Source organism: uncultured Roseibium sp. (assembly GCF_947496995.1).
In the GTDB taxonomy this organism is placed as follows: domain Bacteria; phylum Pseudomonadota; class Alphaproteobacteria; order Rhizobiales; family Stappiaceae; genus Roseibium.
Window position 1 is genome coordinate 165,749 of record NZ_CANMFD010000004.1, and the last position, 18,475, is coordinate 184,223.

An 18,475-nucleotide genomic window follows, 5' to 3' on the forward strand; every position below is an offset into this window, starting at 1 on the left:
TTGCAGTCTGACGGACTGCCACGACCCGCAGGCACAGCCCGTACGTCTCGTCGGCCTTCCTATGCCCTGTCCGCATTCGCCAGCATATGATCGAACAGCCCGGAGTTGAGTGCCTCCGGCAAACCGCTTTGCGGGACAAGTTCCGTTCCGACGAGCTCCCGCTCGTAGAGCCGTTCGATGTCGCTGGTGTCGACGGTCTGACCGTGCACAACAGATGCCAGCTTGGTCCTGAAGGCCTCCAGGCCGCCCATGGAGGAAAAATGCCATCCGGCGTCCGGGATGATTTTCACCGGCCGGCTGATGCCGGTGAGATTGTTGTTGCGGATCCTCAGAAATGGCTGGGCGAGAGCCGCCGGCACCCAGGATTTCTTTGTCATCCGCGCCTTTGTCCGGCGCAATTGCTGCGGCGTCGTCAGATACTTCTTTTCGATCATCCGTGAGCCGAGCAGCCAGCTTTTTCCCGGCATGATCCGGTTCAGGTGGTGCTTGTGAAGGCTCTGCTCGAACACCAGCAGCCTGCCCTTGTAAAGCCGGTCCCGCAGGACCTTCTCAAGCACCTCTTTCCGAACAATCTCGTCGACATCCGACACAAGGATCAGGTCGTCTTCTGCGCAGCTTTCCAGCGCCTGCGCGATGCAGTTGCGTTGATAGTTTTCCCGCTCCCAGTCCTTCTTGCGCCGGCTCTTGTAGACGCCCAGCGCCGGTGGCAGCTCATCGGGAAATTCGATCTGCAGATCGATGATCTTGTCGGCCCAGGGCGCGAAGCGCTCCCGGTTTTCAGCGAAGTAATACGGCTTGGCGCCGCCCCTCTGGGTCTGGTTCGCTTCCACCAGAACGAACTTGTCGACATAGTCGCCCATCTCCCGCAAACGCAGTTCCAGAAGATCGAATTCGTTGTGGAAGACAAAACAGTCGTAGAGCTTCATTTTCAAAGGCTTTTCCATAGCCGGAATTTCGCCCGCATGGCTTTTTCCTGCAAAATCCGCTTTGCCTTGAACGGCAGCGGCAGTTCAAGATCTCCGGTCGGATATGCCCCGGACAGGAACACGGCGTCAAACCGGTTCATGACCGCTTCCGGGCGGCAGCATGCCACGCGCGCGCGCCCGTCCCTACCCGCAGGCACCGGAACCAGGGTCAGCGACCGCCTGAATTTCTCGACAACCGCGGGCGCGCTTTTGGCCTCGTCATAAAAAACCAGCGCCTCGTGACCAGGCAGTGCCTGTGTGCCGACAACATAATCGTGGAGCGCGACGCTCATGCCGCGTTCGTTTATGGCGCCCGCCTGAAATCCAATCCGCATCCCGGCCCCGAGTTTCCAGATCCGTCGAGACCGATAAAGGATTTCACGCGGCAGGTCCATGGACAGCGGCGTAAACCGGGCCACGACCCCGAGCAAACGCACGCTTTCTCCTCCGGAATCCGTCGCGCCTGAAAGGGAGAAAGTCAGAGCTGGTTCGCATCCGCTCCGCCGTCCGCCTCGTCCTCTTCTCCGATCATCCCGGCGGCAGCAGCGCCTGCCGCGGCAATCTGCGCGGCATCCGGCGAGACGGACCCGTGCTCGTCGTTGCCGCCCGCAACCCGCACGGTCACCTGACGATGGGCGAATTTGATGCCGTTCTCCTCGAAGAGATCCCGCAGTCCCGCATAGACGACCTTGCGCAACTCGAACTGTTTGCCGGGTTTGGTGGTGAATTTCACCCGGGCGATCATCGCCGAATCCTCCATGGACATGATGCCCTGGGATTTCAGCGGTGCCAGGAACATCGGGCCGAAATATTCGTCGTCCATCAGCTCCTTGCCAAAATTCTTGATGATCTTGCGCATCTTTTCGACGTCCGTATCGTAAGTGACACGGAAGGCGAGCTTCATCACAGCCCAGTCGCGGGAAAAGTTCTCGACCTGCTGGATCTCGCCGAAGGGGATTGTCGTCAGCGCACCCCGGTGATGACGCAGCTGCATGGAGCGGATCGAGATCTTCTCCACCACGCCCTTGGCGCTGCCGATATCGATGTATTCGCCTTTGCGGAAGGCGTCGTCGATCAGGTAGAAGGCGCCCGAGAAAATATCGCGGATGAGCGTCTGAGCCCCGAAACCGATGGCCAGGCCGACGACACCGGCACCAGCGAACAGCGGGGCAATGTTCACACCAAGCTCCGACAGCACCACCATGGAGGCGATCACCACGATTGTGATCAGCAGGAAGTTCCGGAAGATGGGCAACAGCGTCGCGATCCGGCTTTCCCCTGCCCCGCCGACTTCCGCCTCCTCGTCCGTTTCGGCGGGGGCTTCCTTGGCGATCTGCCGGTCGATGAGGATCTTGACCGCCTCGTAAGCCATATACCCCAGGAACACGACCAGCAGCACCTCGACAAAGGAGCCGATCAGCGAGCCGCTGCCGGCAAGCGGCAGCCCCCACCAGGAGGCAAGAAGATCAAGGGAACCGAAGGCGACCAGAATGACGGCGCCCCGGTCGAAAAGGTCCCGGAAAGGCGTACGCCGTGCTTCCCGTTCCGCGGCCTCCGCCCGGGCCTGGGCCAGGGCGCTTTCCGGGTCGTCATTTCCGCCTTCGCTCTCCTCCGCCCGCTTGATGTCTTCAACGATTTTCGCCTGGGCGTCCGCCGTGTCGAGCCGCGGAAGAAGCACCCTGTCGATAATCAGGATCAGGATGCCATAAGCGAAGGCGGCCAGAAGCAGCACCTGGATCGGCGCGCCGACCAGTCCGGTCGCATCGGGCAGATCCAGAAGGATACGGACCGCGGAGATGCTCCACGCCAGGATCAGATAAAGGATCGCGAGATAGTGCCAGATACGGGCAAGCACCTTGCGCCAGAGCGGACACGCATCGCCTTCCCGTCCCCGGATAAGCCGGGCGATCACCCTGCGGTAGACAACGGTAATTCCCAGAAGGATCAGCATGGAGAGCGCCGAAGCGCCGATCAATGCGATCTTGTGAGCGTCGTTCGACAGGCCGAGACGTTCCATCCAGATGCAGAAGGCCACAGCGGCAAGCGAAACGCCCGAGCCGACGAGAAGCGTTCTGTAAAGCCCGGTCGCCTCTCTGTTGGACAGCACAAGAAGGCGGTGCGTTTCGGCGTCGGGCGCGAACAGGTTGAGCCAGATGACACGCAGCAGCATGAAGACCGAAACGACGCTGAGCACCACGAGTGCCGTCTCGTTGGCGGCTTGCAGGCCGGTGCCGACAACCAGATAGACAACCGCGGCAACCGCGAAGAACAACGCGACACCGACAGCCATCAACAGCGCGCGCAGATAAAGATAGATGATCTTGTCGGACCGGCTGTAGACGTCCGCCTTGTAGAGGAATTCGAACTGCCGGTGTCCCCACCTGCTGAGCAGCGCATATGCTACAAGGCCCACCGCGATGGCGATCACCACGTCGGTAAGCACCGCTGGAAGCCAGCCCGGCCCCTGGCCCTCGCCGCGAGCGCTCAGGATGTTCTTTATGGATTGGTGGATCGTCGGAATTTCCCCGACGATCGACTTGAATTCGTTACGGGCTTCGACCGCATCGTCGGAAAACCCTTCCAGCGCCTCGATCAGGCCTGCGCCCGCGCCTTCCTCGTTTTCATCGCCTTGTGCTGCCGCCGCGTCTGCAGTCCCGCTCGCCTCATCTGTCCCGGAGGAAGCCGCAGCGCCTTGTTCAGCCCCGACGAGGCTTTTGAATGTGCCGGGAACTCCCTGCGCATGCGCCTCGAAAGGTCCGGCGAGAACGGCAAGACCGAATACGCTCAATGCCAGCACCCAGGGGGCTGCCATTCGCAGCACGTCCCGACCCGGGTGAAAACGTGCGGGAAGTCTGATTGAAAAGCGCATATTGGCCCCACGGCAAGTCGCGTTGACGGTTCCTGTCTTTGTTAAGCACGGTTCCAGGTATTTTAAAAGTTATCCGGCCCGTTGCAGGAGGAACCAGCAAAAAAAGGCCCGGCGTGCGGACCGGGCCTTTGACTGCGAATGACATATTTAAAAGGCCTCCAATCGAGATCGATTGGAGGCCTTGAACGGGATCGCCTTCAGGATGTCGAGGCTTCAGGCCTCAATGAAGGACGATGTTCTGCCAGTGCGACATCTTGCGCTTGGCTTCTGCAACGCTCATGCGCTCGAACAGGTTCATCGCGTCGCTGCGCGCTTCCTGCGTCAGGCGGTGACGCCAGGGGCCGATGGAAAGCAGAGACCCGACGGTGATGGAGGAAAAGCCGAATGCTTTGGCCAGGATCACGAAAGGCTCCGGATCCGGACGCACCATCCAGTGGCTCACTTCTTCAACTCCGCAGCGGACAAGCCAGGCGAAGGTTGCGACGACTTCGGCAAAGCGGTCCTCGGAAGCGAAACGGCGCAAGGCGGCTTCGTTGACCATGCCACGCTTCGCAAGCAGGATGATCCGGCTGCGCGCGGTTTCGAAATCATAGCGGCTCAGCCAGTACTGGTTCGACATGCGCTGGGCCGCAACCTGCGCTGCTTCCTCGACACGTTCAGCTTCGTCGTTGCGTCCCGCCGCCTGGAGTTTCTGGCGAACCTCTTCGCTGGCCACCGAGACAAGGCTACTGATATGCGCCTGGGCAAGATCGGCGCGTTCACTCAGCGAGAGCTGCAGGGTAGCGTCCGAAGCCGCGTCGCTGATCAGGGCCATCACCGACGCGTTGGAAAGACAGGCACCGTCGTTGCCGGCAACCTTGCGTTTTACCTTGAGATCCCCCGTCCGCACCAGGATATCCGTCAGTTCCTCGGAAAGAACTTCGCGCTGGGCAATTGCGAAACGGTGGGCATTGCTGCGTTTTTCCGCGATCTTGATCAGGTCCGCGTCGCGCAGGACAGTCGATCTGAGAAGAATGGGTTCGGCCACCTCGATGTCGTCATCGGCAAGGCGGCGGATCGTTTCTTCCGGTCCGCGGCGAAGACTGGACATCTGGTCAGCCACATAACGCCGGACCTCTGCCTCGACCATGTCGACCAGACGCAAAAGAACAGAGTCGTATATATCGACTTGCTCATCCGAACACCGGTCTGAGGTCAATGCGAACAATGTCGCCACATGTCGGGCCAGTTCCGCCCGTCTGGCGCTGCCAGCTTCCCCGGTCAGCTCCGAAAAGTTTACCAGTTCTGTTTTCAACGCTTCCGTCATGCTTCGATACCAGTTCTCAAATTTTTGCCTATCGGCGGTGATACCGAAGATGAAGCCGAGTTTTAAAAAAGAACAAAACTCCCGTTCCGAGAATGTAATTATCTTTTTTTCAAAATTGAGAACAATTGTAACATCACGGCGCAGAGTGAATTCAAGATATTGAAAATAAAGGATTTTTCTGGAATTCACATCCAGTTAACCGAGTGAACAAGCAGCCCGGTAAATCACTCTTCTTTGCTGAAATAGCTCCTGAATGGAGGTTTCCCGGACAAAAGGGCGGGCGAAAATCATCGGTTTGTTAATGCGCGTTGCGTCAAATTTCAGCGGATCAAGCCGGTAAATATAGATCATTTGACAGTCCGTACGGCAGCCGGACTAACGGATTGCCGGCTTTCATAACCCCATGGAAAGAGGCGATCCAGCGACGTCGGCGGGCAAAACCCGCAGTTATATGATCCATATTTATAGCCTTACACGACACTTCCCGGAGGCTCTAAGCCAGCAAACTTGTCTCGCGCTGTCGCTGAAGGCCCGGTCAGGGAAATTCTTGAAGGCTTTCTCCTTCAGGCCACCGGAAAAAGCGACACTCGGCGCACTCGGCGCAGAGCCCCGGATCCGACGGGCCGAGCAATTGCGGGCCGACAGGGCGCTGAAAGAGAGCCGGCGGGAAATTCGCCGCCGCACTCTCCTCGTTGATGGCGACGCCTTTATTCTGCGGCGTCGAGCATGAGCTTTGAAACCTCGGCACCATCGTTGCCGCCGTCATTGCTCGTGTGCAGCTGTTCTAGCAGCATCAGACGCTTTTCCGTGGCCTTTTGCATGTTCCCGGCCTTCACCGGACCGAAGCCGCGGACAAGATCCGGCACACGGGCCAGCTCGACCAGCAGCCCGTAGTTGCCACCCGGCAACCGGTTCAGGATCTCCGCGACATCCGCTTCATACTGGGTGATCAGAGCCCGTTCGGCCCGGCGCTCGGCGTTCCGCGCGAAGGGATCGAACCACTTGCCGCGAATACCCTTGAACTTCGCCAGCATCTTGAAGACGCTGAACACCCAGGGACCGAAGGCCATCTTTTCCGGTCTGCCGGTCTTGGGATCCTTGCGATGGGCGATGATCGGCGGCGCCAGATGCACCTTGAGCTTCCGCGGATTCTCGAACCGCTGGGCGATTTTCCGGCGGAAGTCCGAATCGGAATAAAGCCGGGCGACTTCATACTCATCCTTGTAGGCCATCACCTTGAAAAGGAAATCGGCAACGGTCCGCGTCAGACGCAGGGTCCCCGGCCCGTGGGCCTCGTCCGCGGCCTTGACCTTGCCCACAAGCTCCCGGTAGCGGGCTGCATAGGCTGCATCCTGGTAGGCGGTCAGCTCCTGCGCATTGAAGTCGATTTTCTCGTCGAGGCCGAATTCGCGCGGCTTTGTCTCGGCCGGAAGCGCGTTCAGCAGTTTTTCCGCATCGGCAGCCAGAACACGCCCGGCCCGGAATGCCTTGATATTGCTTGCAACCGAAGCGCCGTTGAGTTCCAGGGCCGTCTCGATGGCATAATCGGTGATCGGCAGGCCGCCGCTCTGATAGGCCATGCCGACAAGCAGCATGTTGGCATAGATGGCATCGCCCAGAAGCTTTTCGGCGATATCTGCCGCGTTCACGGCAAGATAGGTGCCGGACGCCGCGCTCAGGGCGGTGTCCATGCGCTTTTCATCGAAGGAAAGGGTCTGCTTCAGGACAAATTCTGCCGTCGGCGCGACCTTCGTATTCGCCACGGTCAGGGTCTGACCGCGATGCGTCATCGCGAGCTGGTCCGCATTGGTGGCCACGACCATGTCGCTGGCAATCAGCAGATCGAGACTGGCCGCTGGAACGCGCGGCCCTTCGATGGACCTGTCGCTCGCCGCAAAGCGGATATGCGAGGTGACCGGGCCGCCTTTCTGGGCAAGGCCGGTCATGTCCAGCGTGGACGCCTGTTTGCCGTCCACATGGGCGGCCATGGCAAGGACGGCGCTGATGGTCGTCACGCCCATGCCGCCTATACCGGCTACCAGGGCATTGCGGGTGCGTTCGAGCGAGGCCAGGACCGGCTGCGGCAGGTCAGCCACCAGCGCATCGATATCGACATCGGCCTTCTTCGGCTTCTTCAGCTCCGCGCCCTCGATCTCCACGAAAGACGGACAGAACCCCTTGATGCAGGAAAAGTCCTTGTTGCAGCTCGACTGGTTGATCACCCGCTTTTCGCCGAACGGGGTTGCCAGCGGCTCGACCGACAGGCAGTTCGACTGAACCGAGCAGTCGCCGCAGCCCTCGCAGACACGATCGTTGATGAACAGCCGCTTGTCCGGATCGGGAAACAGGCCGCGCTTGCGCCGGCGGCGTTTTTCCGCCGCACATGTCTGGTCATAGACAATGACGGAAACGCCCTTGAAGGACTGCATTTCCGTCTGCACATCCATCAGTTCGTCGCGGTGATGCACCTTCGTGCCCGGTGCGATCGGCGACCAGGAGCCGTAATTTTCCGGGTTCTCCGAAACGATTGCTATCCGTTCCACCCCTTCCGCCTCGAGCTGACGGGTAATCTGCGGAACGGAGAGCTGGCCGTCGACCTTCTGGCCGCCGGTCATGGCGACCGCATCATTGTAGAGAATCTTGTAGGTGATCGGCACATTCGATGCCAGCGCCTGCCGGATCGCCAGAATGCCGGAATGGAAATAGGTGCCGTCGCCGACATTGGCGAAGACGTGGCTGTCCCCGGAAAACGGCTGCTGGCCGACCCACAGAATACCCTCGCCGCCCATGGCGATCTGGCCCTCCGTGGTGCGCCCGGCCATTTCCGTCATGGCATGACAGCCGATCCCCGGCAGCGAGCGGGAGCCTTCGGGCGTCAGTGTCGAGGTCGAATGCGGGCAACCGGAACAGAAATAGGGAATGCGGGCAGCGCGCTCCGCGTGGCCCTGCGCCCACATGACCTGATGGGTCATGCGGCTGGCAACGGCGCGCATATCTTCGGAAATCACCTCATCCGGCAACCAGGTCATCAGGCCTTCGATGAGTTCTGCGACCGAGAGCTCAAGCACATCGGACAGGAACGGCGCTCCGTCCGGCCGCCGTTTGCCCCAGATTTCAGGCCGGCTCATATGCGGCCAGTGATAGAAGATTTCCTTGATCTGCGGTTCCATGAAGCCGCGCTTGTGCTCGACGACGAGCAGGCGTTCGGCGCCACGGGCAAATTCGCGCAGGCCCTGCGGTTCCAGTGGCCAGGTCATGGCGACCTTGTAGACGGCAAGGCCCAGGTCTTTGGCGAAATCTTCCGAAATGCCCATCAGGTCCAGCGCCTGCAACAGGTCGCGATACGCCTTGCCCGATGTAACGATACCCAGCTTGGCCTGACCGCGCGTGCCGAAGGCCACCCGGTCGAGGCCGTTGGCGCGTGCGTATATATGCGTCGCCGGAATGCGAATGTCGCGCAGCAGGCGTTCGGTTTCCAGCCGGTTGGCGAGAAGCAGATCGCGGTTCTGGCGGTAGTCCTTGCGCGGGTCGCCCTCGAGCGGGCGAACGAGCTGCAACCGCTTCGGAGAGATATCAATCGTCGCCGAGGCATCCATGGTGTCCGCGACACAGATAAGCGCGGTCCATAGGCCTGTGAAGCGCGACATCTCCAGTCCGTGCAGACCATAGTCGAGCACGTCCTGGATATCGGAGGGATTGAGCACCGGAATTTCCGCATGCTCGAAATAGAATTCGCTCTGCGCCGGCAGGATGGAGGACTTGGCAAGATGATCGTCACCGGCAAGAGCCAGAACGCCGCCGTTGCGGTCGGTGCCGGAGGCATTCGCCTGACGCAGCACATCCCCTGCCCGGTCGACGCCCGGCGACTTGCCGTACCAGATACCGAAGACGCCGTCGTAATCCGTGGCGCGGCCGGTGCCGCCTTCGCCGCGCAGTTTCTGACTGCCCCAGACGGCGGTCGCGCCCAGTTCCTCGTTCACGCCCGGTTTGAAGACGACGTCATGGGGCTTGAGATGGCGCTGCGCCCGCATCAGTTCCGTGTCATAGCCCGCAAGCGGAGAGCCGCGATAGCCGGAGATGAACCCGCCGGTTTTCAGACCCGCCTGCCGGTCGAGCCTTGCCCGGTCCAGAACCAGACGGACCAGCGCCTGTATCCCCGTCAGATAGACCCGCCCCTGAGTGGCGACATATTTGTCCTCAAGGGTCACCGCTGGCATATGCACGTTCATCCGATATCCTCTCCGACCGGCAATTCAGGCGCGCCGCCTCCCGGTCAACCTCTAGTCAGATAAATATCATCCTTTTCTCCGGCAAATTCTGTGCTATCGTCACGGGAAATCGCCCCGACACAGCATAAATATTCCCGAATCCCTCCATGACAGACAAATATCTTCTCGACCCTTCCGACGTTCGCGTTCTTCGAGTCCTGCAGCGTGACGCCTCGCTGTCCATAGCCGAGGTCGCCAAGGAAGCCGGCATGAGCCAGACGCCCTGCTGGCGAAGGATCAAGCGGTTGAAGGAACAGGGCATTATCCGTCAGATCACCGCGATCATAGACAGGGAATCCGTCGGGCTCGGTTTCGTCGCCTATTCCTTCGTCAAGCTCGCGGTTCCCAGTCGCGACAACATGGAAACCTTCGACAAGCTGGTGCATCACTGGCCGGAGGTCGTCACTTGCGAACGCATCACCGGGGCGGTCGACTATCTTATAAAGGTAGTTACCGACGACATCAAAACCTACGACAATTTCCTCAGGCTGAAGCTGCTCGACAACACGCTGGTTTCAGACGTCCAGTCGCGTATCGTCGTCAATACGGTCAAGGACACGGTCGCCCTGCCTCTGCGCGAGAGCTGAACCACAAGACGCTTTTCACGCCATGAACCGGAGCGGCGACAGGCCTGTCGGATCCAGCACGGGCGTCTTGCCGGCGATCATCTCGGCAAGCAGCCGGCCGGTGATCGGTCCAAGCGTGAAGCCGTCATGCGCATGACCGAAATTCACCCATAGTCCCGGGATTGTCGGCGAAGCTCCGACAACGGGAAGGGAATCGGGCAGGCACGGCCGCGATCCCATCCACGGCGTGTCCTGCAATGGCCGACCGAGTGGCATGAGATCCTCCGCCCGCCGTCTCGCCATTGCGATAATCTTCGGATTGGGCGGGGCGTCGCGTTCCGCCAGTTCAACGCCGGTCGTCAGGCGGATGCCGTTGTCCGTCGGGGTCAGCACCAGGCCGTTGTCCACATCGACGAGCGGACGTGACAGGGAAGCCCCCGACAACGGCCGGTAATGCAAGTGATAGCCACGCTTGACCGCAAGCGGATAGGTCTCGCCCAGCGCCTTCATGATATCCTGCGACCAGGCGCCAAGCGCTATCACCGCATTTCCGGCAAAGACCGTGCCGCGTTCTCCATCAAGCCGCCATCCCCCCCGCTTGCGCTGCAGCTTTGCGGCATCCGCTCGGAAATACCGGCCGCCTTCCCGAACGAATGTCCGCCACAAGGCGTCGACGACCGCACCGGGGTTGGAGACGGAACAGCTTTCGGTCCAATGAACCCCTTTCATGCTCGCCGCCCTGCGGCCGGCGATTTTCAGGCCCGGTTCGAGCATGCCGATCTCGCCGGCCGACAGCTCCTCATAGGCGACCCCGTAAACCCGCGCATAATAGCGCTCTGCGTCACCCTGGCTGTAGGAGGCCCCGGTCCGGTGCAGATGGATCCAGCCGCCCTGCCGGTAGAAGCGGTCCGCATTCGCCGAGTGAGCAAGGTTGAGGTGTTCCTGAACCGCCAAGGCCCGCAGGGGAGCAACGACCCGCGAATAAAGTTCGGCGCCCCTCGGGCCACTGGCCGCGTGATAGCGCCGTAACCAGGGAAGCAGGCGCACCAGCGTTCCAAGGTCATAGGAAACGGCGCTCGATTGCCTGAACAGAACCCCCATCAGCTCCCGCGCACGCGAAGGCACGGCGTGCGGCACGAAGCCGTTGCGCTGAACAATGCCTGCATTGCCGAAGGATGCTTCCAGACCCGGGTGTGTCCGGTCGACCAGGGCAACGTCCAGACCCAGACGGCGCAGATGAAGCGCTGTCGAAACCCCGACGATGCCGGCACCGAGAACCATCACCTCGAAAGACTGGTTTTGCTTTGCCTGCTTCGTCATTTCCTCAAGCCGCGAACTCCCGTACCGTCCCGTGCCGTCGAACGGATGGAAAAGTGCGGCCTGTCTCCCCTCGCGCGCCCTGCTTCCGCATGATTGCAGGCGCGAACCGTTTCAAAGCGCCAGGGTACGGACCCTGGATCGAGACTCATTCCGGCTTCATGTGTTTCCATATCAATGCCGGTTGATCTAAAAGATGAGGAAGTGCTTCCCGCCCCACGTTTTTTCCGGAGACGAGTTTAGATGATTCGAGTGTTTGGGGCAGGTCTTGCATGGATAGGCCTCCACGGAACCGCCGCGCTGGCCGTGAGTATATTCATCGGCCTTGCACTGCCGGCATTGTCCACCTTTTTGCGGCCCTATCTGACCCTGGCCGTTTTCTGCCTCCTGACCCTGGCCTTCCTGCGGGTCGACAAGAACGCGATCAGGCTGCGTCTGCGCCGCCCCGCGCTTCTGGTTGCCGCACTCGTCTGGATGATGCTCGGCGCGCCTCTTCTGACCTGGCTGGCGATCGAAGCCTCCGGTCTCGCCGTCCTCGGTCCGGACGTCGTCCTGGCGCTGTTCATCTCCACCGCCGCCCCGCCGGTCATGGCTGCCCCCGCCTTCATCTATCTGCTCGGCCTGGACGCCACACTCAGCCTCGCGCTTTCCGTTGCAGCCCTGATCGTGACCCCGCTCACCGCGCCCTTCATCGGCGAGTTGATGCTGGGCCCTTCCCTGCCCCTGAGCGTTGGCGGACTGGCCGTGCAACTGTCCCTCCTGCTCAGTGGCGCTTTCCTCGTATCCGCCGCGTTCCGCAAACTGGCCGGTGCGGAGCGCCTTTCCCGCAGCAGCCTTCACATCAGCGGATTGAATGTGCTCCTGCTTCTGTTCTTTGCCATCGCGGCCATGGACGGTGTCGCGTTGAGTTTTCTGCAAAAGCCGGTGTTTACCCTCGGCCTCACCGCCCTCACCTTCGTATTGGCGCTGCTGCAGATCGGGCTGACCCTGCTTGTTTTCGCCCCCGCCAGCCGCGAGGACGCCTATGCGATCGCGCATACCTGCGGAACCCGCAACATGGGCTTGATGGTGGCGGCATTCGGCGGCACGCTGCCGGAGTTCACCTGGCTGTGGTTCGCGGTCGGCCAGTTCCCGATCTACATGCTGCCGATGCTTCTCAAGCCCTTCGTGCGCGTTTTTTGCCGGCTGAACAGCAAAAGTGTGACGTAGCCGGCCTGATAATCCTGCCAGTCATGCTTAGTTTCCGGAAATCGAATTCGAACGTCTCTTGATTTCCAAGGAGCCCGTGATGCCCCAGCTTCAACCAGGACTGAGCCTGCTTTTCCCGGCAGCACTGCACTGCCTGTTGGTTCTCCTCGCCATTCCCCTCCTCGCACCAGCCGCCATGGCCGGTGACACGGCAAAAGCCGAAATCCTCGGCTTTTCAGAAGACGGCGCCTATTTCGCCTTCGAGCAATACGGGATCCAGGACGGCTCCGGCTTTCCCTATTCGGAGATCTTCGTGCTCGATGTCGCCAATGACAGCTGGGTAAAACCCTCGCCCTTCCTTCTGCGCAACCAGAACGAAGACGAAATCGAAGCCGGCGGCGTCTTCGACCCGGATGCCCTGGTGACAGCCGTGCGCACGGAAAACCGCGAAAAGGCACAGCAGCTTCTGCAGACGACCCGGATTGCCGGAAAGGGCCTGACGGCAGGCCACAATCCCCGCACGGAACTCAATTCCGACCCGTTCCGGATGGTCGTCGCACCACGCGATTTCTTCCGCCCCGGCCAGGACGAGCTGGAATTGAACCTGAACGAATACCTGATGACCTCGGACAGATGCGCTGGTCTCAAGATCGACGATACGCGCGGCTTCCGATTGACCATGACCTACAAGGGCCAGACGCGTGTCCTCAACCAGGACACCAGCCTGCCCGAAAGCCGCGGATGCCCGCTCGCCTATCGCGTCGAGCGCATCATCACCCATTTCCCGGAAGATGGACCGCCGGTCTACGCGGTCCTGATCCAGATGGACACCCACGGCTTCGAAGGCCCCGACCGGCGCTATCTGGCGATTACGGGGCGGCTCTGATCGAAAAAGACATCAAGCATGGGGAGGCTTGTCGAGAAGGCGGATTGCGGCGGCGGTTTCGGCATTCGCCGGAAAGAACGCCTCGATTGCAAGCTCAGACAGCGTAATATCCTGCGCGGTGCCGAAAATGGTCGTGGTGCTCAAGAACTCCAGCACACCATGCTCGCTTGAGAGCTGCAACGGCACCGCGACACCGCCGTAGGCTTCGCTATCGATGCGGGTTGAAGGCCGCGCATCGACCGGGACCGGATAGGACTTCAACTCCTCCATCAGGCCAAAGAGTATCTGGTCCGCGGAGACCTCCGCCTGATGTGCGAGACGGACGAGAATGTGGGTCCGCCATTCCCGAAAATTGACAATCCGTGAAGCAAGTCCCTGCGGGTGCAGGCTGACACGCAGTGCATTTACGGGCGGCTGTAGAAGCTTCGGGTCGATACCCGCCAGAAAGATCTCGACGGCCCTGTTTGCAAAAACCATGGTCCAGTGACGGTCGACGGCAAGGGCCGGATGTGGTTCGTATCCCGCCAGGATCTGCCGGACAACGGCGCCTGCCGCCTCCAGCGCGGCATCGTCCAGGGAGCGTTCGCTGTAGACCGGGGCGAACCCCGCGGCCGTCAGCAGCCGGTTCTGCTCGCGCAAGGGCACTGCCAATCGTTCGGCGAGACGCAGAACCATGTCCCGGCTGGGCATCGAACGGCCCGATTCCACGAAACTCAGATGCCGCTGGGAAATCCCCGCATCCAGCGCGAGATCGAGTTGGCTGCGGCGGCGTCTCGAGCGCCAATCGCGCAGCATTTGCCCGACGGTTGCAGCACCGCCGCCGCCGGCGGGTTCAGGAAACGTGTGTCCGGTCATGGGTCCAGCCTACAGGACGTTTCGTGGCGATCCTATTACCTGCGACGTAATCGACCTCATTCCCGCAACCGGCGAGGATGCGGGCAATCGACGGCAAGTCGCCGTCTGAAAACCCGAAAGGAAGTCCAATGCCCTCTCTGAAACTGCTTCTTGCTTTCGATGCCCTGACCTGCGCCGTCATGGCCATTGTCCTTATCGCCGGTGCGCCGCTGCTTGAAACGGTCACCGGAATTCCGCAAATGCTTTCGCTCGGTGCCGGGGTGCTGCTGATCCCTTCGGCTTTCTTCATTGGGCTCGTCGCCATGCGCTTCTCCTCCCTGGTGCCCGCCGTGATGCTGGTCATAGCCGGAAACGGCGCATGGGTTGCGGCAAGCCTCGTCATCGTCGCCGCCGGGCTCACTGCACCCAACAGCCTTGGCGTTGCATTCATCCTCGTTCAGGCCGCAGCCGTCACGCTGCTCACCTTGCTTGAATTCAGCGCCCTGCGTTCAATCCGGCCACAACTGTCCTGACAGGAGAATAGACGGAACTCCGGAGACTGCTTCCGAAAGACACCTTCTGATCGAGAGGGGAGCGAGGGCGGGTTGGAAACCCGCAAGGCGGCGGCAGTCCAGGTGTCCCTGGTCCGATAGTCTCAATGCGTTTTTCTTGCGCCTTTCGGTCAGGCATGTTAGCGGGCGGTTACTCTTTCAAGACCTTCCGGAGCCCCAGATGACCCGCCCGCTCGCCATCGCCCCGTCCATCCTTGCCTCCGACTTTTCAAAGCTTGGCCAGGAAGTCCGTGATGTGGTGGAGGCCGGTGCGGACTGGATCCATCTGGACGTCATGGACGGGCATTTCGTCCCCAACATCACCTTCGGCCCGGATGTGATTGCAAAGCTGCGCCCGCACACCGACAGGATTTTCGACACCCATTTGATGATCGCGCCCTGCGATCCTTATCTCGAAGCCTTCGCCAGGGCCGGGTCCGACATCATCACGGTGCATGCCGAAGCCGGGCCGCATCTCGACCGCTCGCTGCAGGCCATCCGCAATCTGGGCAAGAAGGCCGGCGTCTCCCTGAACCCGTCGACACCGGAAAGCGTCATCGAATACGTGCTCGACCGGCTGGACCTGGTCCTGGTCATGACCGTCAATCCGGGTTTCGGCGGACAGAAGTTCATTCACGCCATGGTGGAAAAGACCCGCCGCATCAAGGCGATGATCGGCGACCGGCCGATCGACCTGCAGATCGACGGCGGCGTCACCCCGGACACCGCCCCCCTGGTTGCCGCAGCAGGCGCCAATGTGCTCGTCGCCGGTTCGGCGATCTTCAAGGGCGAAACCATCGAGAGCTACAAAACCAATATCTCGGCGATCCGGCAGGCCGCGGAAAACGCCTGACCGGCGTCTGCTGCCAGTCCGTCGAGGCCGCCGATTCGCGCTTTCCAAGGTAGCGGTTCGTTTCTGGCGGGCGGGGTTGTTTCCGTTTTCTTCATGCTGAGCGTTCCCCCGAACGCGCATGTGTTCAGTATTTCCCACAAGACATTCCTTCGGTTAGGGTAATTGCGACAAATACCGGGGGGATTCGTCTTGGCGCATATGCAACGCAATATCGGGCTGCTGGGCCTTACCTTCATCGCCATCAGCGGCATTCTGGGGTCGGGCTGGCTGTTCGCGCCGCTACTCGCGGCGCAGGCTGCCGGGCCCTCCGCGCTGATAGCCTGGGCGATCGGCGGCATTGCCATATTGCTGCTCGCGGCCACTTTTGCCGAAATCGCCGCCATTTTGCCGGTTGCCGGCGGCATCGGCCGGGTGCCGCATTTTTCGCACGGGTCGGTGGTGTCCATGGCCATGGGCTGGACCGCCTGGATCGGCTACAACACCACCGCCACCATCGAGGTGGAAGCGGTGCTGCGCTATTCGAAAAGCCTGGCGCCCTGGCTCTACAGCGATGCCGGCCATCTGAGCACCGCCGGACTCGGTGTCGCCTGCATCCTTCTGGCGGTCTTCACCGTATTCAATGCCTTCGGCGTAAAATTGTTCGCGCGGATCAACACGGCCCTCACCTGGATCAAGATCCTCGTGCCCGGGCTGCTGGCCGTCGTCATCCTGACCTCGGAATTCCGCTTCACCAACTTCAGCGAGTATGGCGGTTTCGCTCCTGAAGGTCTCAAGGGCATCCTGTCGGCGATATCCACGGGCGGCGTGATCTTCGCCCTGATCGGCTTCCGCCATATCATCGACATGGCCGGAGAAGCCCGCAATCCCAAGGTCAACGTACCGCTTGCGCTGGTGATCAGCCTGGTCGTCTGCCTGGTGATTTACGGCGCCCTGCAGCTCGCCTTTCTCGGCGCACTCAGTGACAACGAGCTCAAGAACGGCTGGCCACAGCTGCATTTTTCGGGTGAACTCGGGCCCATGGCAGCTTTGGCAACCGCTGTCGGAGCGCTGTGGATCGTCAGCATACTCGACACCAGTGCCCGCATCTCCAGCTTCGCCTCCGGCCTGGTGTCTGTAGGCTCCAACGCCCGTCTCGGTCTCGCCATGGCGCAGAACGGGCTGTTCCCGAAATTCATCGAAACCCTGTCGGCCCGGGGCGTCCCGCTTTTTTCCCTGATCGTGAACTTTGTCGTCGCAGCCCTGTTCTTCGTGCTGCTGCCCTTCAAGGAAGTGATCGCCCTCAACACGTCCTCGATCGTCATGTCGTTCATTGTCGGCCCGGTCGCGGTTCTGGCTTTCCGGCATTTGCTCCCCGATGCCAAGCGGGCCTTTGTTTTGCCGGCAGCGCCCATCACCGGTTGCCTCGCCTTCATCGTCGCAACGCTGATCATCTACTGGAGCGGCTGGGACACAATGCTGCATCTGGGTCTTTGCCTTGCCGCCGGCTTCGTGCTGATGCTCTACCGCAACTGGCAGGGTGGTTTCGACAGCCTGGATTGGCGCGAGGCAGCGTGGCTCGTGCCTTTTCTTGCCGGGATCGTGCTTCTGTCCTGGCTCGGGTCTTTCGGCGGCGGATCAGGTATCATCCCCGTCGGGCCTGATATTCCCATCGTCGCCGTGCTGGCGACAGGCGTTTATGTGTTCGCCGTCCGCCTCCGTCTGAACAAGGAAAAATTCGAACGCTACATGGCCGAGGAAAAGATGGACGAGCAGATGGAATATGGCTCAAACGGCGACGGCCGCCCGGTTTAGAGCGTGCCGCGTTCAAGCGGATCACGGGTTCGGGCGTTTTCCGGAATTCAAGTCAACGCGACATGCCTTTAAGGACCGCCGCGCAACTCAGGTACTTGTCACCGTGGCCGCCACGCCGATTGAGCCGGGCGGCCACGGTGGAAACAATCACGGCAGCTGGGTCAGACTGTCCAGCGTGAGGACGCCGTCCAGCTCGAAGAATTTTGCCAGAATGCCCTTGTCGTAAAGATCGTCGCCCTCTTCCCACTCCGGGTCATACTGGCAGCCGACATAGACATGGTTGGGATTGTCCCCGTCGATATCCGGATCGTAGCTGAGTGACCAGACCGGCCTGGTGTCACACGCTCCGAGACTGGAAATGGCGGCGCTGAGCCCGGCGGCACCCGAGGGAGAGGCCATGAACCTCCCGAAATCGACATCCGCCGCAAGGACAGGCGCAGTATTAAACGCAATCATCAGCATTGCCGTACAAGCAATTGATTTACCGGACATTCACAACTCCAATCAGGGAAGGTAAAACGCAATCGTCACGGTCAAATCTGCATGCCAAAATTCAAAAAAGAATGAACCGGCGGCACCCAGGCAAGATCAGCTGAGAATACGCCCGGGATTGCCGGCGGACTTCCGGCATTCAAGCCGCTCCGCCAATCCGGCGGGATAGAGTTCGAGCCCCCTGGCAGCGAGTTCGTCCAGCGAGATCCATTTCGCCGTACCGTCCGTTTCATCGCTGTCCTTGAAAGCGAAACTCTCCTTTTTGTAAAAGCTGGAATCCGTGAAATGGGCGTGGCAGAAAAACACGATTTCATGGCCCGCGACGCCATGATGCTCATAGATGTTTTCCATCACGAAATGGTTGTCGAGCAAGGAGATCCGGGCACCGAGTTCTTCCAGGAACTCCCGCTGCAGGGCGTCGCGCCAGGGTTCGGCGAATTCGACCGTTCCGCCCAGCGGGCGCATCCCGGTCACCCGGCCGCTGTCATCGTGAATATCGGTGAGAAGCAGGGCATCGTCCTGCCAGATCAGGGCGAGCGCTTTCACCGTTATGGTGTTTGCAGGGCGCCAGAGCTTCATCGCGGTCTCC

At 60.8% G+C, this 18,475-nt stretch carries 15 protein-coding genes; 6 read left to right on the forward strand and 9 right to left on the reverse strand.

Annotated elements, in window-relative coordinates:
* Nucleotides 1–59 precede the first annotated feature (59 nt).
* The 5 genes from Q1B40_RS16790 to Q1B40_RS16810 all read right to left on the reverse strand — a co-directional run bounded on the left by Q1B40_RS16790 (nucleotide 60) and on the right by Q1B40_RS16810 (nucleotide 9,369).
* Nucleotides 60–926, reverse strand: coding sequence for a hypothetical protein (locus Q1B40_RS16790; protein WP_299816866.1), 867 nt, complete (start codon nucleotides 924–926; stop codon nucleotides 60–62).
* 2 nt (nucleotides 927–928) lie between these two features.
* Nucleotides 929–1,402, reverse strand: a complete 474-nt coding sequence (locus Q1B40_RS16795) for a hypothetical protein (protein ID WP_299816868.1) — start codon at nucleotides 1,400–1,402, stop codon at nucleotides 929–931.
* 41 nt (nucleotides 1,403–1,443) lie between these two features.
* Nucleotides 1,444–3,777 (reverse strand): mechanosensitive ion channel domain-containing protein, encoded by a 2,334-nt coding sequence (locus tag Q1B40_RS16800; RefSeq protein ID WP_299816870.1) that lies wholly within the window; start codon nucleotides 3,775–3,777, stop codon nucleotides 1,444–1,446.
* 277 nt (nucleotides 3,778–4,054) lie between these two features.
* Nucleotides 4,055–5,140, reverse strand: a complete 1,086-nt coding sequence (locus tag Q1B40_RS16805; RefSeq protein ID WP_299816872.1) for a DUF2336 domain-containing protein — start codon at nucleotides 5,138–5,140, stop codon at nucleotides 4,055–4,057.
* Nucleotides 5,141–5,847: 707 nt separating this feature from the next.
* A complete protein-coding gene (locus Q1B40_RS16810) occupies nucleotides 5,848–9,369 on the reverse strand; it encodes an indolepyruvate ferredoxin oxidoreductase family protein (protein WP_299816874.1) in 3,522 nt (1,173 codons plus the stop codon).
* A 146-nt stretch (nucleotides 9,370–9,515) separates the two neighbouring features.
* Here Q1B40_RS16810 and Q1B40_RS16815 point away from each other — a divergent pair, with 146 nt between their 5' ends.
* A complete protein-coding gene (locus Q1B40_RS16815) occupies nucleotides 9,516–9,995 on the forward strand; it encodes an Lrp/AsnC family transcriptional regulator (protein ID WP_068414057.1) in 480 nt (159 codons plus the stop codon).
* Nucleotides 9,996–10,010: 15 nt separating this feature from the next.
* Here the strand turns inward: Q1B40_RS16815 and Q1B40_RS16820 are convergent, their stop codons facing one another.
* The gene (locus tag Q1B40_RS16820; RefSeq protein WP_299816880.1) at nucleotides 10,011–11,294 is read right to left on the reverse strand and encodes an FAD-binding oxidoreductase; all 1,284 of its coding nucleotides are present in this window, start codon (nucleotides 11,292–11,294) and stop codon (nucleotides 10,011–10,013) included.
* A gap of 240 nt (nucleotides 11,295–11,534) precedes the next feature.
* Between Q1B40_RS16820 and Q1B40_RS16825 the strand changes: the two genes are divergently transcribed.
* Both Q1B40_RS16825 and Q1B40_RS16830 read left to right on the forward strand, forming a co-directional pair.
* Nucleotides 11,535–12,500: a sodium:proton symporter gene (locus tag Q1B40_RS16825; RefSeq protein WP_299816882.1), complete on the forward strand. Its 966-nt coding sequence runs from the start codon at nucleotides 11,535–11,537 to the stop codon at nucleotides 12,498–12,500.
* 79 nt (nucleotides 12,501–12,579) lie between these two features.
* On the forward strand, nucleotides 12,580–13,365 hold the full coding sequence (locus tag Q1B40_RS16830; RefSeq protein ID WP_299816884.1) for a DUF2259 domain-containing protein: 786 nt from the start codon (nucleotides 12,580–12,582) through the stop codon (nucleotides 13,363–13,365).
* Nucleotides 13,366–13,377: 12 nt separating this feature from the next.
* Here Q1B40_RS16830 and Q1B40_RS16835 read toward each other — a convergent pair whose 3' ends face one another.
* Nucleotides 13,378–14,220, reverse strand: coding sequence for a helix-turn-helix transcriptional regulator (locus Q1B40_RS16835; RefSeq protein WP_299816886.1), 843 nt, complete (start codon nucleotides 14,218–14,220; stop codon nucleotides 13,378–13,380).
* 128 nt (nucleotides 14,221–14,348) lie between these two features.
* On the opposite strand from Q1B40_RS16835, the gene Q1B40_RS16840 reads away from it, so the two are divergent.
* The 3 genes from Q1B40_RS16840 to Q1B40_RS16850 all read left to right on the forward strand — a co-directional run bounded on the left by Q1B40_RS16840 (nucleotide 14,349) and on the right by Q1B40_RS16850 (nucleotide 17,394).
* Nucleotides 14,349–14,732, forward strand: a complete 384-nt coding sequence (locus tag Q1B40_RS16840) for a hypothetical protein (protein ID WP_299816888.1) — start codon at nucleotides 14,349–14,351, stop codon at nucleotides 14,730–14,732.
* 199 nt (nucleotides 14,733–14,931) lie between these two features.
* Complete coding sequence (rpe, locus tag Q1B40_RS16845; RefSeq protein ID WP_299816890.1) at nucleotides 14,932–15,603, forward strand: ribulose-phosphate 3-epimerase; 672 nt, start codon at nucleotides 14,932–14,934, stop codon at nucleotides 15,601–15,603.
* Between the two features lie 198 nt (nucleotides 15,604–15,801).
* Nucleotides 15,802–17,394 carry an APC family permease gene (locus tag Q1B40_RS16850; protein WP_299817742.1) on the forward strand — a complete coding sequence of 531 codons (1,593 nt, stop codon included), beginning with the start codon at nucleotides 15,802–15,804 and terminating at the stop codon, nucleotides 17,392–17,394.
* Between the two features lie 147 nt (nucleotides 17,395–17,541).
* Here the strand turns inward: Q1B40_RS16850 and Q1B40_RS16855 are convergent, their stop codons facing one another.
* Together Q1B40_RS16855 and Q1B40_RS16860 are read right to left on the reverse strand one after the other, a co-directional pair.
* Nucleotides 17,542–17,850, reverse strand: a complete 309-nt coding sequence (locus Q1B40_RS16855; protein ID WP_299816892.1) for a hypothetical protein — start codon at nucleotides 17,848–17,850, stop codon at nucleotides 17,542–17,544.
* Nucleotides 17,851–17,982: 132 nt separating this feature from the next.
* Nucleotides 17,983–18,465, reverse strand: coding sequence for an NUDIX domain-containing protein (locus Q1B40_RS16860; protein WP_299816894.1), 483 nt, complete (start codon nucleotides 18,463–18,465; stop codon nucleotides 17,983–17,985).
* Between the last annotated feature and the right edge of the window lie 10 nt (nucleotides 18,466–18,475).

Bases quoted from the DNA above. Each gene is read 5' to 3' on its own strand.
- Q1B40_RS16790 (WP_299816866.1), bottom strand. From the start codon at position 926: ATGAAGCTCTACGACTGTTTTGTCTTCCACAACGAATTCGATCTTCTG.
- Q1B40_RS16800 (WP_299816870.1), bottom strand. From the start codon at position 3,777: ATGGCAGCCCCCTGGGTGCTGGCATTGAGCGTATTCGGTCTTGCCGTT.
- Q1B40_RS16805 (WP_299816872.1), bottom strand. From the start codon at position 5,140: ATGACGGAAGCGTTGAAAACAGAACTGGTAAACTTTTCGGAGCTGACC.
- Q1B40_RS16810 (WP_299816874.1), bottom strand. From the start codon at position 9,369: ATGAACGTGCATATGCCAGCGGTGACCCTTGAGGACAAATATGTCGCC.
- Q1B40_RS16815 (WP_068414057.1), top strand. From the start codon at position 9,516: ATGACAGACAAATATCTTCTCGACCCTTCCGACGTTCGCGTTCTTCGA.
- Q1B40_RS16820 (WP_299816880.1), bottom strand. From the start codon at position 11,294: ATGACGAAGCAGGCAAAGCAAAACCAGTCTTTCGAGGTGATGGTTCTC.
- Q1B40_RS16825 (WP_299816882.1), top strand. From the start codon at position 11,535: ATGATTCGAGTGTTTGGGGCAGGTCTTGCATGGATAGGCCTCCACGGA.
- Q1B40_RS16830 (WP_299816884.1), top strand. From the start codon at position 12,580: ATGCCCCAGCTTCAACCAGGACTGAGCCTGCTTTTCCCGGCAGCACTG.
- Q1B40_RS16835 (WP_299816886.1), bottom strand. From the start codon at position 14,220: ATGACCGGACACACGTTTCCTGAACCCGCCGGCGGCGGCGGTGCTGCA.
- Q1B40_RS16840 (WP_299816888.1), top strand. From the start codon at position 14,349: ATGCCCTCTCTGAAACTGCTTCTTGCTTTCGATGCCCTGACCTGCGCC.
- rpe (WP_299816890.1), top strand. From the start codon at position 14,932: ATGACCCGCCCGCTCGCCATCGCCCCGTCCATCCTTGCCTCCGACTTT.
- Q1B40_RS16850 (WP_299817742.1), top strand. From the start codon at position 15,802: ATGCAACGCAATATCGGGCTGCTGGGCCTTACCTTCATCGCCATCAGC.
- Q1B40_RS16855 (WP_299816892.1), bottom strand. From the start codon at position 17,850: ATGATTGCGTTTAATACTGCGCCTGTCCTTGCGGCGGATGTCGATTTC.
- Q1B40_RS16860 (WP_299816894.1), bottom strand. From the start codon at position 18,465: ATGAAGCTCTGGCGCCCTGCAAACACCATAACGGTGAAAGCGCTCGCC.